Origin of the sequence: Enorma shizhengliae (assembly GCF_009676995.1) — a bacterium.
In the GTDB taxonomy this organism is placed as follows: domain Bacteria; phylum Actinomycetota; class Coriobacteriia; order Coriobacteriales; family Coriobacteriaceae; genus Enorma; species Enorma massiliensis.
On the sequence record NZ_VTFZ01000006.1, the window covers coordinates 25,495 to 38,074 of the forward strand.

Genomic DNA, 12,580 nt, shown 5'->3' on the forward strand with positions numbered 1-12,580 from the left:
CGCCCAGCTCTCAAGTGGGAAAAGCGCACCGTCCCGCGCGGTGCGAGGTTGAACAAGAGAAGGAGAAGATCATGTCCAACCTGAACGATATCAACATCAGCCGTCGCAGCATGCTCGCCGGTCTCGGCGGACTCGGCCTTATGGCCGCCGGCCTCGCCGGCTGCAGCGGCAGCAACACGCCCGCCGGCAGCACCCAGGGCAGCGCCGCCACCGGTGGCTCGTCCTACGATCCCGTGACGCTCCGCGTTGCCTTCATGCCCAACCTCGGCTCCGCCGGCACGCTCTTCGCTGCCATCGACCAGGGCTATTTCGATGAGGTGGGCATCACCGTCGAGACCGCTCAGTTCCAGGGCGGCCCGGCCGAGATCACGGCCATGCAGTCCGGCGACATCGACATCGCCCAGATCGGGCACGGCGCGCACACGCTGTGCATCTCCGGCGACGCCGTTGTCTTCGCCTTCGACCAGCTCTCCCAGGCCGACGCCGTCGTGGTCGACAAGACCAAGGTCCCCACGGCCGCTGACCTCAAGGGCAAGACCGTAGGCGTCTCCACCGGCACCTCCTCCGAGATCATCCTCGGCCTCGTGCTGCGTGACGCCGGCCTCACCGAAGACGACATCACCAAGGTTGAGATGGACGTCTCCGGCATGACCACGGCCCTCATCTCCGGCCAGATCGACGCCGCCGCCACCTGGTCGCCCAACACCGTGACCATCCAGGAGCAGCTGGGCGACAACTACCTCGTCCTCGGCACCAACACCGACTACTCCGACGAGGTCGCCTTCCCCGGCAGCTATGTGTGCCTGCCCGAGTACGCCGACGAGAACGCCGAGGTGCTCGCTCGCTTCGGCGCCGCCATCGCCAAGGGCCATGTGTATCGCGCTGAGCACATCGAGGATGTCGCCAAGCTCCTCGCTTCCGAGCTCGACCTTCCCGAGGAGACCCTCCTGCAGTCCACGGGCGAGGGCGACTGGCAGGGCGCCGTCGACTGCCAGGGCGACACCGACACCATTTTGGGCTACTACCAGGCCCAGCAGCAGGTCTTCCTCGACGCCGGCACCGTCACCGAGGAGGTTCCGGTAGAGAACTACGTGAAGACCGACATCATGGACGAGGCCAACACCATCTTCGAGGAGATCAAGTAGCCTCTCCCGCAGGATCAACCTGTGTAGTCTAACGAGCAGCCGGGCCCTGCGCGAGCAGCGTCCGGCTGTCTAGCATTATGGGAATACCTGCGGCGAACGGAGGGCATGGAAGGCATGCGAGAAGCGGCCCCGGGCATCTTCGCCCGGGCATCCTCCTCTTCACCTGGGCATCCTCCTCGCCTCGTTTCCGGCAACTCATACGAATCGTTCGTCGCGACGTGAAAGGACGAAACATGAAGCACGATTACTACCACATCTCGGCCGAGGAGCTTGGCCAGGGGGCACGCGTGCCCCTTCTCAAGCTGGGCGACTCCGGCGAGGTGTTCTACCAGATGGCCCTCGAGATGGTGACCGAGATCGAGCGCAAGAACGCTCTTGGCGAGAAGACCGTCTTCATCTGCCCGGTTGGCCCCGTGGGACAGTACCCCATCTTCGTACGCCTCGTCAACGAGCGCCAGCTCTCGCTCAAGTCTTGCTGGTTCATCAACATGGACGAGTATCTCACCGACGATGGCGCCTGGATCGACGAGTCCGACCCGTTGTCGTTCCGCGGCTTCATGAACCGTGAGGTGTACGGCAAGATCGATCCGGAGCTCCTTATGCCTGCTGAGCAGCGGGTGTTCCCCGATCCCACGGACCTGGAGCGCATCACCACGCTCATCGAGGAGCTGGGAGGCGTCGATATCGCCTTCGGTGGCATCGGCATCACCGGGCACCTTGCCTTCAACGAGCCCGACGAAAGCCTAACGCCCGACGAGTTCGCTGCCCTCCGCACGCGCACGCTCGATATTCACCCCGAAACTCGCGCCACGAACTGCATCGCAGACATGGGCGGCTCCCTCGAGGACTTCCCGCGTCGCTGCGTGACCATCGGCATGCACGAGATCCTGGGCGCCCGCAAGGTGCGCCTGGGCGTGTTCCGCGACTGGCACCGCGCCGTGGTGCGCCGGGCCGCATACGGAGCGGTCACCGCCGGGTTCCCCGCGACGCTGCTGCAAAACCATCCCGATGCGCTCATCTATGTGAACGCGAACGCGGCGCAGCAGGCATACTAACCGTCAAACATAGCGGGCCCGGGGCCATCCCGAGGCCCGCTATCTGCGAGAAGGGAGACCTTATGGACTCTTCGCTCTACATTAAGGGCGCAACGGTGGTCCTGCCGACCGGCAGCACGCGCTGCGACGTCGTCGTGGAGAACGGCCGCATCACCGGCCTACCCCGTTCCTATGCGAATCTCCGCGAATTGCCCGAGCTCAACGCCGAGGGCATGACCGTACTGCCCGGCTTCATCGACATTCACACGCACGGCGCTGCCAACGTCGACGTGAACGCCGCCGATGAAGAGGGCTTGCGCACCATCGGCAGGTTCTTCGCCAGCCAGGGCGTGACCGGCTGGCTCTGCTCGGTGCTCACCGATACGCCTGAGCAAACGCTCTGGTGCATGGAGCAGGCGAAGCGCGTCATCGAGGGCGGCCCCTATGATGGCGCCGCGCTTCTGGGCATCCATCTCGAGGGACCCTGCCTCTCGAGCGAATACAAGGGCGCCATGCCCGAGCACCTGCTGATGCACACCGCGAGCATCGATCTGTTCCGTGAGTACCAGGACGCGTCGGGCGGGCACGTGCGCTACACGACCCTCGCTCCCGAGATTCCCGGCGTCGAGGAGCTCATCCCCGAGCTCAACGCCCTGGGCATCACCTGCGCGATCGGGCACAGCGGCGCCGGGTACGACCAGTCCATGGCCTGCGTGCGCGCCGGTGCTGCGAGCGCGACCCACCTGGGCAACGCCATGCGCCTCTTCCATCAGCATGACCCCGCGATTTGGGGCGTCGCCATCGAGAGCGACCTGTACGTCGAGGCCATCTGCGACGGACGCCACCTGCATCCCGGCAGCGTGCGGCTGTATCTGAAGTCGAAGGGATGGGACCGCGTGGTGGCCATCACCGACTCCATCATGGCCGCAGGCCTCCCGGACGGCAACTACAAGCTCGGTGTAAACGATGTCGTGGTTGAGGACGGCGACGCGAAGCTCGCCTCCACCGGCGTGCGCGCGGGCTCCACGCTCACGCTCGCGCAGGCGCTGCACAACATCGTGAAGTTCGCCGATACAGACGTCGAGCATGCCGTGCGCCTCATGACGAAGAATCCGGCAACGCTCATCGGCTTTGCCACCAAGGGCCAGATCGCCTGCGGCTATGACGCAGACCTCACGATCGTCGACGCCGACCTGGAGGTCGCGCGCACCATCGTGGGCGGCCGAACGGTGTACGAGCGCTAAGGCTTTCCACCTGACCGGGGGTCCCGGGTTGCTTCTTCGCTGGTCCTCGCGATTCAGCAAAGCTGAATCGCTGCGGAAGCGCTCAGAAGCAGCTCGGGACCCCCTTCGCTCGGTTGCGAGCTGCGCTCGCAACCATCGGCCTTGAATAAGTATTGAATGCATTGTTGTTCGGGCCCGCAAATCCAAGCAACCTACCAGGTTGAAGCCCCGGTCCCCCACCCGGCGCGGCATATCTCCTCGCAGGCCCAACCACTTTCCGGCAAAGTCCGAGCCGTCAGGCACGCCGCCCTCTATCCTCTGGCGCAGTTCCGCAGCAAAAAAGGCCCAGAGGGCCTTTTTGCGAGGACTGTCTGAGCACAGAGGATAGAGGGCGGCGTGCCCGCCGTTACCTCTTCCCCGACAAATGGTTGATCAGCGAAGCCTGATACGCCGCGCCGAAGCCATTGTCTATGTTGACGACGGAAACGCCACTCGCGCAGCTATTCACCATAGCGAGCAACGCCGTGAGCCCGCCGAGGTTCGCCCCGTAACCCACGCTCGTGGGCACGGCGATGACCGGACAAGCGGCAAGGCCCCCCACCACGCTCGGCAGCGCGCCCTCCATGCCCGCAATCGCGATGATCACCTGTGCACGGGCAATCTCCTCACCATGACGAAGCAAGCGGTGTATGCCCGCAACGCCCGCATCGTTCACGCAGGTCACGCTGTTGCCCAAGAAACGCGCTGTCAGCACCGCTTCCTCGGCAACGGCGATATCGCTCGTGCCGGCCGTTAGCACCAGAATCTCGCCGTTTCCATCCGGCTCGGGGAGCTCTCCCACCACGCCCGCATGGGCTTCGGCGTGGTAGGCGAACGAGCAGCCCATCTCGGCAAGCTCGGCAGCCTTCCGTTCATCCATGCGCGTGATGAGAATGCGCTCCTGCCCCGCCCTTCGCATGGCATCGACGATTCCCGCAATCTGCGCGGCGCTCTTCCCTGCGCCATAGATCACCTCGGAAACGCCCGTGCGCACGCCGCGCTCGGTGTCTACCTGCGCATAGCCCAAATCTGCGACGGCGCCCACGCGGACGCGCTCCACCAGCTCGCTCGGGGACAGCTCCCCCGCCGCGACGGCCCGCGCCAGCGATTCCAGATCCGATGCGTCCATTGCGTTCCTCCTCTGTAACCTTTTCATCTATGGTAACAGCTGCCGTATAATCGGGTATCAACGCGCAGAGAAAGCACCGAACCGCCTGCGACCTGCAGCGGCAACGAACAACCAGTTGGGAGCATGATATGAGCGAGCACTTCGATGCGAATCAAATCGACGAGGCGAAAGACTCCGAGCAGCTCCATCGCACGCCCGGCCCAGCCCTCCCCATCATCTCGCTTGTTGCCAGTATTGCGGGCGCAGCAATCGGCTATTACATCAATTGGCCGGTCGGCGTCGTGCTCGTCATCACGAGCATCGTATGCGGAATTCTCGCGCGCAAGCGTCGCGCCCCGTATCGCTGGGCCGCAACGATCGGCATCATCATCAGCGCACTCTGCTTGGTCGTCTGCGTCGTCGTGGTCAGCATCGTGATGTATCAAATGCAGCAGATGAATAGCCTGCTCTCCTAACATGAGACAGTTGTGCCAGGAGAAACTGTCTCATGGCGCAGACGCGTGAACACGCTTGGCCGCAGGCTACAGGAGCGCCGCTTCCCATGCGGCCTCGCGAAATCCCACGAGCACGGTATCGCCCGCCACAACGATTGGGCGCTTGACCAGCATGCCATCCGTTGCCAACAAGGCGCGGGCGTCCTCATCGGACATTCCCGCATCGAGCTTGGCCTTCACGCCGAGCTCGCGATACTTCATGCCGCTCGTGTTGAAAAAGCGCCGCACCGGTAGGCCGGACCGCTCCTGCCAATCGGCTATCTCAGCTGCCTGCGGATTGTCCTCCACGATATGGCGATCGAAGTAGCTCACGCCATGATCGTCCAGCCACTTCTTGGCCTTCTTGCACGTCGAGCACTTGGGATATTCGATAAAAAGCACCTCGGTTGCCATGAGCACCGCTCCTCCTAATCGCGCCGACATCCATCGGCCGCCCGATGTTCCAGCCCGATTGTACCCCGGAGCATGCAAATCATGTCATACGGATGGGCGGAGGCGAGCACGTTCCAGGAAAGTAAAGGATGCATTTGCGTGTCGTGGATGCAGAGCGGACAGCGCTCCTACCGATGGCGTGCGTCGAGTTCGCCAGCGAACTCCTCGATGGTGACGCCGTAGCGCTCGAGCGTGACCAGCAGATGGTAGAAGAGGTCCGCTGCCTCGTAGCGAATATGGTCGTGATCTTCGTCCTTGCACGCCATAACGACTTCGGTCGCCTCCTCTGCGACCTTCTTCAGCAACTTGTCCTCCGGCCCCGTGAGGAGACGCGCGGTATAGCTCGTCTCGGGCGATGCCTCCCGACGGCCGTGAATGACCTCGGCTAAGCCCTTCATCGTGACGCCGATATCTCCAGGCACGACATTTGCCGTTCTCTCTCCCATATTCATCCTCCAAATCCGCGTTGAACACCTGCACGCCCCGCTAAGCCCGTTCTTCCCGCGCGCAAACGTCGGCAAATCCATTGAGCCGCAGAACAGCTTTCAACTTTTGGGCACTCGAACACGAGTCGCTCATGTAGTCTTGAACTGGCCGCCTCGATTACCTGCGCGTTTGCGCAACCAGATTGCCCGCTACTCGCATCATCCCCAATGAAGTGCCCAAAAGTTGAAAACGCTATTCTGCGCTACCGAGATGCTGGAGAAAGCAGGTGCGGTTGCCGGTGTGGCAGGCGGGACCGGGCGAGTCGACCTTGACGAGGAGGGTGTCCGCGTCGCAGTCCGCGAGAATTTCCTTGACCTGCTGCATGTTGCCGCTCGTGGCTCCCTTGTTCCAGAACTCCTGGCGGCTGCGGCTCCAGAACCACGTGGTCCCCGTCTCCTGCGTGAGGCGCAGCGATTCGGCATTCATCCACGCCACCATGAGCACCTCGCCGGTGTCGTACTGCTGCACGACCGCCGGGATGAGTCCGCGGTCGTCGAAGGTCAGGTCGTCGATGGTCATTTTGAGCTCCTTTTGCGCGAGTCAAGATGGTCGAAATGGGACGGGGCGTGTGCGATCAGTGAGACTGCGCGGCAGCGGTGCCGGGGGAATCTACCACGCTGTTCCGCACATGAGTCAAAAATGAGTCAAAACGAACCCGTCCCGTTTTGCATCATGAGACAGTTTGACCCGGCACAACTGTCACGCTTCATACCCCGTGGCGCTAGAAATCCAGTCGGACGGGGATACCCTGAGCCGCCATGTACTCTTTCACCTCGCGGATGCTGAACGTACCGAAATGGAACACGCTCGCCGCGAGCACCGCGTCGGCCTCCCCTTCGATGATTCCCTCCGCGAAGTGCTCGAGCGTTCCCACACCGCCGGACGCGATCACGGGAATGGGCACCGCACGCGCCACCGCACGCGTGAGCGCGAGATCAAACCCCTCCTTGGTGCCGTCGCGGTCCATGCTGGTGAGCAGGATCTCTCCGGCGCCGCGGCGCGCCGCCTCCTCCGCCCACGCCACGGCATCGATGCCCGTCGGCGTGCGCCCGCCTGCGGTGTAGACCTCCCAGCGATCCGCTCCCGGGGCGCCCGGCTCGCCCACGCGCTTCGCATCTATAGCGCAGATGACGGCCTGACTGCCGAACGCAGCAGCAGCTTGGGTGAGAAGCGAGGGGTCCTTCACCGCTGCCGAGTTGAGCGACACCTTGTCGGCACCGGCCGCGACCATCTGGCGCATGCCAGCGAGGTCACGAAAGCCGCCGCCCACCGTATACGGTATGGAGAGCTCCTCCGCTGCATGGGCCGCCATGTCGATCGTAGTCGCACGGTTATCGCTCGTCGCCGTGATATCGAGGAAGATCACCTCGTCGGCGCCCTCACGGTCGTATGCTGCAGCGAGCTCTACCGGATCGCCGGCATCGCGAAGCGCGACGAAGTTCACGCCCTTCACCACGCGTCCGTTTTTCACATCCAAACAGGGTATGACGCGTTTGGTAAGCATCAAGCCTCTCCTCCCTCGGCGGCAGCAAGGGCCTCGGCCAGGCTGAAGGCCCCCTCATACAGCGCACGCCCCGTGATAGCGCCCTCTATTGCCTCTGGGCCCGCCGCCGCGAGCGCGCGGATATCGTCGAGCGACGAGATGCCTCCCGACGCCACGACGGGAAACCCGGCGACCTGCGCCACGCGCCGGTACGCTTCGGCATCGATGCCCGTCTGCATGCCATCGCGCGCGATATCAGTGAATACGAGATGTTTGAACCCAAGGCTCGAAAGCTCTCCCACCACGTCTTCGACGCTGCGCGACACGCCCTCGCGCCAGCCGTTCACCTTCACCTCTCCATCGCGCGCGGCCACATCGGCAACCAGCAGGCCTCCGAACGCACGGGCTGCCACCTCGGCAAACCCCGGCTCGCGCACCAGAACCGTACCAAGCGCGATGCGCTTGCAACCGAGCGCCGCGAGTTCATCGATGCGCGCAAGCGAGCGAACGCCGCCACCGATATCCACCGAGAGGCCCTCGACCGCGCAGATCGCCTCGATAGCACGGGTATTAGCCCCGCGCGCCTTTTCGTCCTCCTCGAGCGCAGCGGAAAGATCGACGACGTGCACCCATGTTGCGCCCTGCTCCGCAAACGAGCGCGCCACGGCAGCGGGATCGTCGCCGTACACCTTCATATGCTCCCGGTCGCCGCGCTCAAGGCGCACCACCTTGCCGGCGATAAGGTCGATAGCAGGAAAGAGGATCATGTTCACCTCCGCAGGTAAAACGGATTGTTGGATTACTCCAGCCCCTTTGACAACCTCGCCAGCTCGACGAAGTTCTCGAGAATCTGATGCCCGTGTGCCGACGATTTCTCAGGATGAAACTGGCAGCCGTAAAGGTTGCCGCGGGACACGACGGAAGCGAAGTTCCGGGCGTAGTGCGTCAGCGCGACGGCATCGGAGGTATCGATATCGGTATCCACCGCATAGGAATGGGTGAAGTAGACGTTCGTGCCCTCGGCGAAACCCTGGAGCAGCGGATGCCCCGACCCGGAATGCGTCAGATGGACCTGGTCCCAGCCCACATGCGGCACCTTGAGGCGCCGCGAGGGCAAAACGGTGCACGAGCCGTGCAACAGTCCCAGACCCCGCGCCCAACGGCGGCCCTCGGCCTCGAAGACCGTGCCCGGGGCAAGGCCCGCCCCGTACGGTTCGGTTGATTCAACTGCGGCGCCATCCGTGGGAACGCCTTCGTCTCCGCGTTCGAAGAGCAGCTGGAGCCCGAGGCAGATTCCCAAAAACGGCACGCCCGCTCCGCCGCGAACCGCATCGAGCACCGCCTCGTCCTGGCCCGATTCGTGCATGAACGCGATCGCATCGTAAAACGAGCCGACGCCCGGTAGCACGAGGGCATCTGCCGTGCGGATCTGCGTCGGGTCGTCGGTCACGAGCGCCTCGGCGCCCGCGCGCGCCAAGCCGCGTGCCACGGACGACAGGTTTCCCTTGTGGTAATCGATAACGGCTATCGTGGGGGCGTTCGCCATGACTTCTCCTTCAAACGATCAAACGTAGAGATGAAACGTAGACACCGGGTGTTGGCGTTTCATGTGCGAACCGTGAAACGTGAACACCGGGTGTCGGCGCTTCATGTGCGAATCACGCGCAGCCTCTACAGCGAGCCCTTGGTGGAAGGGATGCCGCGCACGCGCGCGTCGTACTCGCAGGCATGGCGCATAGCGCGCCCGACGGCCTTGAAGGCGGCCTCTATGATGTGATGCGAGTTCGCACCTGCGAGCTCGCGCACATGAAGCGTCACACCGGCATCGCGCGCAAAGGCGTAGAAGAACTCCACCGCCAGCTCGGTGTCGAACGTGCCCACGCGCTCGGTGGGAAGCGGAAGGTCGCAATACGCCTGGCCACGGCCAGAGATATCGACCGCCGCCATGACGAGCGTCTCGTCCATCGGGATGGCGACATCGGCGAAGCGCGTGATGCGCGCCTTGTCGCCGAGTGCTTGGGCAAAAGCACGACCGAGCACGATGCCCGTGTCTTCGACGGTATGGTGCGCATCGACCTCGGTATCGCCCAGGGCCTCAACCTTAAGATCGAAGAGCCCATGACGGCCAAACGCGTTCAGCATATGGTCGAAGAACGGCACCCCTGTATTGATATCGCAAGAACCGGTGCCGTCGAGCGTGAGCGTGAGCGTGATATCCGTCTCGCCCGTCACGCGCTGCACCGTTGCCGTGCGCGCGCTTGCCGAAAAGAGCTCGTCGAGACCGGCGCTCGTGCGCGCCGCGCTTTCGGCAGCCGTGGCAGTGGAGGTCGTTTTGAGGTCGCGCGGCTGCTTCTTGTAGATGGTCATGAGGCATCCTCCTCCAAGAGCTCGGTGAGCGCGGCAAGAACCGCATCGTTTTCCTCGGGAGTACCCACGGTGATGCGCAGGCAGTTCGAGAGCCCGGGGGCGTAGCTGAAGTCACGCACCAGAATAGAATACTCGTCCCGCAGCCGTTCGCGCACGTTTCCCGCCTCTGGCACGCGAACGAGGAGGAAATTCCCCTGGCTCGGCCAGACGCGCCCGAGCGGCTCGGGAGCGGTGCGAGCGAGCAGGGTGGAAAGCGCCACTCTCAGCCGCTCGCGCTCGGCGCGAATCTGGGCCACCACGGGCGCGTAGACGTCGCGAGCTCGCACCGCCGCCAGCGCAGCCGCCTGCGTGAGCACGTTCACCGAATAGATCTGACGCACCGCCGAGAACACCTCGATGACGTCGGGAGCCGCGAGCACGTAGCCGCAGCGAATACCCGCCGCGCCGAACGCCTTCGACAGCGTTTTGAGCACAACGAGATTCCCATGGCGCGCGAGAAGCGGCACCGCCGAGGTCCCCTCGTCTGCAAATTCCCCATATGCCTCGTCAACGAGCACGATACCCTGACAGGCATCGCAAAGGCGCTCCACCGCATCGAGTGGGAAGAGGTCGCCGGTAGGGTTGTTCGGCGAGGTCACGATGACGAGGTTCGCCGTCTGCGCCGCGCGCACGAGGTCATCCACCCGGGGCGCGAAGGACTCGGGATCGCGAGCGACAGACAGCGTTTCGGTCTCGACGAGCGAGGCAAAGAACGCGTACTCGCTAAAATCGGGCGGGCAGGTAACGAGCGCGCGGCCGCGCCCCCCGAAGGCAAGCATCACGTTGAAGAGCAGCTCGTCGCCCCCGTTACCCACGCAGACCTGCTCGGGCTCCAGGCCATGCCAGCGAGCAAGCTCGGCACGGAGCTCGCCGGAAAGCGGATCTGGGTAGCGGTTGAGCGGTGTCGAGGCGAGGGCTGCGTCGATGGCATCGCGCACGCCCGCAGGCAGCGGATAGGTGTTTTCGTTAGCCGAAAGGTTGATGCTCGTGGGCGTGAACTTGGGGTCGTACGGCTCGATATCCACGAGATGCGGCTGGACGAGCGCCCGCATGGCGGGAGAGAGCTGGGCCATGGCTACTCCCCTTCCCGAGCGGAATCGGAAGCCCCGGAGCTTGTCGCGGAAGCGCTGGCGGCGGCGCTGGCGTCATCGGCCGCACCGGCGACCGCGGCCGCACCCGCGCCGGCGACCGCGGCCGCATCGGCCAGCCCGGCGGCAACGGTCCGGGCATCGTCTTCGGGCCAGGCAACCTGCGTGAGGTCCACAGCGGCAAGCACATCGAGCCCCACGGATGCCGCGCCGCATTCCAGCTTGCGGCGACGGAGCCCCACGGAAAGGGCGTGCGCCCAGAGGCCCTCGCCCTCGGCGAGCGTCTGCGTCGCAGGCGCGTCGCTGAGCAGACCGGCGGGCGTATAGCATACGACCGACGAGCGCTTGACGAAATCGTCGACCGAAAGCGGGCTCGAGAAGAGGGCGGTGCCGCCCGTAGGCAGCGTGTGATTAGGGCCGGCCACATAGTCTCCAAGCGGCTCGGAGCTCCAGGCCCCCACAAAGATCGCACCCGCGTTACGGATACCGCCCAGAAGTCCGAGAGCATCCTCGCAGTGAAGCTCAAGGTGCTCCGGCGCCACCGTGTTCACCGCGGCGACTGCCGTGGCTATGTCCGGAGCGATGACGATGGTCCCCTCGTTGTCAAGCGAAGCGCGCGTGATCTCCTCGCGAGGGCTCTGCGCCACGAAGAGCTCGATGGCGCGCTCGACCTCTGCCGCAAAGGCAGCGTCGCAGGTGATGAGGTAGCAAGCGGCGAGCGGATCGTGCTCTGCCTGAGCCATGAGATCGGCTGCGACCACGGCAGGCTCGGCGGTGGCATCGGCGAGCACGCAGACCTCGGATGGACCGGCGACCATATCGATTCCCACATCGCCCGAGACGAGCTGCTTGGCCGCGGCCACGTAGGCGTTGCCGGGACCAGTGATGACATCGGCCTTTTCGATACTCTCGGTGCCGTAGGCGAGCGCGGCGATGGCCTGGGCGCCTCCCACGGTATAGATCTCGTCCACGCCTGCGATGCGCGCCGCAGCGAGCGTCTGGGGCGAGATGCCCCCGGTCTCGCTCATCTGCGGGTCGTTCTGCGGGGGTGTCACCATGACGATGCGCCCCACGCCGGCGACCTTGGCCGGTATGATGTTCATGAGCACCGTGGAGGGGTATTGCGCGCGACCGCCCGGCACGTAGACACCGGCAGCAGCCATGGGCGTCACCTTGACGCCGAGCATCGTTCCGTCGGCGCGCGTCGTGAACCACGACTGCTCGACCTCGCGCTCGTGAAACGCGCGAATCTGCGCCGCCGCCTTTTCGAGCGCAGCGCGGAAGCTTGGACTCACAAGCTCGAGCGCCCGCTCCAGCGCCTCCTGGGGCAAGCGAAGCCCCTCGAGCTCGACGCCATCGAACTGCTTCGAATAACTACGCAGGGCATCGTCGCCGCGCTGGCGCACATCCTCCACGATGGAGCGCGCCGAGGCAACGACGGCGTCGGGCAACACGCCCTTGCGAATGAGCTGCCCCGCGCGAAGGCGCTCGCCGGGTGCCAGGGTGATAGTCTTCATGCTACTTCCAATCAGCGCAAAAGGCGCCCGCCCCCGCGTGCGCCGTGAATATTCCCGTACACTTTAGCATGGTAAAGTTTCATCCACAAAACGGGACGTTGCGG

14 protein-coding genes are annotated in these 12,580 nt (G+C 64.4%); 4 read left to right on the top strand and 10 right to left on the bottom strand.

What is annotated here, in order from left to right:
- The first annotated feature begins 71 nt into the window (after positions 1-71).
- From GJE22_RS05480 to nagA, 3 genes are all read left to right on the top strand, one after another.
- Entirely contained in the window at positions 72-1,145 is a 1,074-nt protein-coding gene (locus GJE22_RS05480) for an ABC transporter substrate-binding protein (RefSeq protein ID WP_022348906.1), read from the top strand.
- 233 nt (positions 1,146-1,378) lie between these two features.
- Positions 1,379-2,200: a sugar phosphate isomerase family gene (locus tag GJE22_RS05485; protein WP_144688345.1), complete on the top strand. Its 822-nt coding sequence runs from the start codon at positions 1,379-1,381 to the stop codon at positions 2,198-2,200.
- 62 nt (positions 2,201-2,262) lie between these two features.
- Positions 2,263-3,423 (top strand): N-acetylglucosamine-6-phosphate deacetylase, encoded by a 1,161-nt coding sequence (gene nagA / locus GJE22_RS05490; protein WP_144688344.1) that lies wholly within the window; start codon positions 2,263-2,265, stop codon positions 3,421-3,423.
- A 385-nt stretch (positions 3,424-3,808) separates the two neighbouring features.
- Here the strand turns inward: nagA and larB are convergent, their stop codons facing one another.
- Positions 3,809-4,570 (bottom strand): nickel pincer cofactor biosynthesis protein LarB, encoded by a 762-nt coding sequence (gene larB / locus GJE22_RS05495; RefSeq protein WP_144688343.1) that lies wholly within the window; start codon positions 4,568-4,570, stop codon positions 3,809-3,811.
- 128 nt (positions 4,571-4,698) lie between these two features.
- On the opposite strand from larB, the gene GJE22_RS05500 reads away from it, so the two are divergent.
- The gene (locus GJE22_RS05500) at positions 4,699-5,025 is read left to right on the top strand and encodes a hypothetical protein (RefSeq protein ID WP_144688342.1); all 327 of its coding nucleotides are present in this window, start codon (positions 4,699-4,701) and stop codon (positions 5,023-5,025) included.
- A gap of 66 nt (positions 5,026-5,091) precedes the next feature.
- On the opposite strand, the gene GJE22_RS05505 is transcribed toward GJE22_RS05500, so the two are convergent.
- From GJE22_RS05505 to hisD, 9 genes are all read right to left on the bottom strand, one after another.
- Entirely contained in the window at positions 5,092-5,457 is a 366-nt protein-coding gene (locus tag GJE22_RS05505; protein WP_186297425.1) for an arsenate reductase family protein, read from the bottom strand.
- Between the two features lie 167 nt (positions 5,458-5,624).
- Positions 5,625-5,942: a phosphoribosyl-ATP diphosphatase gene (hisE, locus tag GJE22_RS05510; protein ID WP_144688340.1), complete on the bottom strand. Its 318-nt coding sequence runs from the start codon at positions 5,940-5,942 to the stop codon at positions 5,625-5,627.
- 232 nt (positions 5,943-6,174) lie between these two features.
- Complete coding sequence (hisI, locus tag GJE22_RS05515) at positions 6,175-6,501, bottom strand: phosphoribosyl-AMP cyclohydrolase (RefSeq protein WP_144688339.1); 327 nt, start codon at positions 6,499-6,501, stop codon at positions 6,175-6,177.
- Positions 6,502-6,703: 202 nt separating this feature from the next.
- Entirely contained in the window at positions 6,704-7,486 is a 783-nt protein-coding gene (hisF, locus tag GJE22_RS05520; RefSeq protein ID WP_019129185.1) for an imidazole glycerol phosphate synthase subunit HisF, read from the bottom strand.
- On the bottom strand, positions 7,486-8,232 hold the full coding sequence (locus tag GJE22_RS05525) for a 1-(5-phosphoribosyl)-5-[(5-phosphoribosylamino)methylideneamino]imidazole-4-carboxamide isomerase (RefSeq protein ID WP_144688338.1): 747 nt from the start codon (positions 8,230-8,232) through the stop codon (positions 7,486-7,488). Before GJE22_RS05525 ends, hisF begins: the two co-directional genes overlap by 1 nt.
- A gap of 32 nt (positions 8,233-8,264) precedes the next feature.
- On the bottom strand, positions 8,265-9,011 hold the full coding sequence (locus tag GJE22_RS05530; protein ID WP_144688337.1) for an imidazole glycerol phosphate synthase subunit HisH: 747 nt from the start codon (positions 9,009-9,011) through the stop codon (positions 8,265-8,267).
- A gap of 125 nt (positions 9,012-9,136) precedes the next feature.
- Positions 9,137-9,832: an imidazoleglycerol-phosphate dehydratase HisB gene (gene hisB / locus GJE22_RS05535; RefSeq protein WP_019129182.1), complete on the bottom strand. Its 696-nt coding sequence runs from the start codon at positions 9,830-9,832 to the stop codon at positions 9,137-9,139.
- Complete coding sequence (gene hisC, locus GJE22_RS05540; RefSeq protein WP_144688336.1) at positions 9,829-10,944, bottom strand: histidinol-phosphate transaminase; 1,116 nt, start codon at positions 10,942-10,944, stop codon at positions 9,829-9,831. The genes hisB and hisC overlap by 4 nt, the downstream gene beginning before the upstream one ends.
- A gap of 2 nt (positions 10,945-10,946) precedes the next feature.
- Positions 10,947-12,476, bottom strand: a complete 1,530-nt coding sequence (gene hisD / locus GJE22_RS05545; RefSeq protein WP_144688335.1) for a histidinol dehydrogenase — start codon at positions 12,474-12,476, stop codon at positions 10,947-10,949.
- Between the last annotated feature and the right edge of the window lie 104 nt (positions 12,477-12,580).

Excerpts from the sequence above, each read along its gene's own strand:
- GJE22_RS05500 (WP_144688342.1), top strand. The coding sequence starts at position 4,699 with ATGAGCGAGCACTTCGATGCGAATCAAATCGACGAGGCGAAAGACTCC.
- hisD (WP_144688335.1), bottom strand. The coding sequence starts at position 12,476 with ATGAAGACTATCACCCTGGCACCCGGCGAGCGCCTTCGCGCGGGGCAG.
- hisC (WP_144688336.1), bottom strand. The coding sequence starts at position 10,944 with ATGGCCCAGCTCTCTCCCGCCATGCGGGCGCTCGTCCAGCCGCATCTC.
- GJE22_RS05525 (WP_144688338.1), bottom strand. The coding sequence starts at position 8,232 with ATGATCCTCTTTCCTGCTATCGACCTTATCGCCGGCAAGGTGGTGCGC.
- GJE22_RS05505 (WP_186297425.1), bottom strand. The coding sequence starts at position 5,457 with ATGGCAACCGAGGTGCTTTTTATCGAATATCCCAAGTGCTCGACGTGC.
- GJE22_RS05485 (WP_144688345.1), top strand. The coding sequence starts at position 1,379 with ATGAAGCACGATTACTACCACATCTCGGCCGAGGAGCTTGGCCAGGGG.
- nagA (WP_144688344.1), top strand. The coding sequence starts at position 2,263 with ATGGACTCTTCGCTCTACATTAAGGGCGCAACGGTGGTCCTGCCGACC.
- hisB (WP_019129182.1), bottom strand. The coding sequence starts at position 9,832 with ATGACCATCTACAAGAAGCAGCCGCGCGACCTCAAAACGACCTCCACT.
- larB (WP_144688343.1), bottom strand. The coding sequence starts at position 4,570 with ATGGACGCATCGGATCTGGAATCGCTGGCGCGGGCCGTCGCGGCGGGG.
- hisF (WP_019129185.1), bottom strand. The coding sequence starts at position 7,486 with ATGCTTACCAAACGCGTCATACCCTGTTTGGATGTGAAAAACGGACGC.
- hisE (WP_144688340.1), bottom strand. The coding sequence starts at position 5,942 with ATGGGAGAGAGAACGGCAAATGTCGTGCCTGGAGATATCGGCGTCACG.
- hisI (WP_144688339.1), bottom strand. The coding sequence starts at position 6,501 with ATGACCATCGACGACCTGACCTTCGACGACCGCGGACTCATCCCGGCG.
- GJE22_RS05480 (WP_022348906.1), top strand. The coding sequence starts at position 72 with ATGTCCAACCTGAACGATATCAACATCAGCCGTCGCAGCATGCTCGCC.
- GJE22_RS05530 (WP_144688337.1), bottom strand. The coding sequence starts at position 9,011 with ATGGCGAACGCCCCCACGATAGCCGTTATCGATTACCACAAGGGAAAC.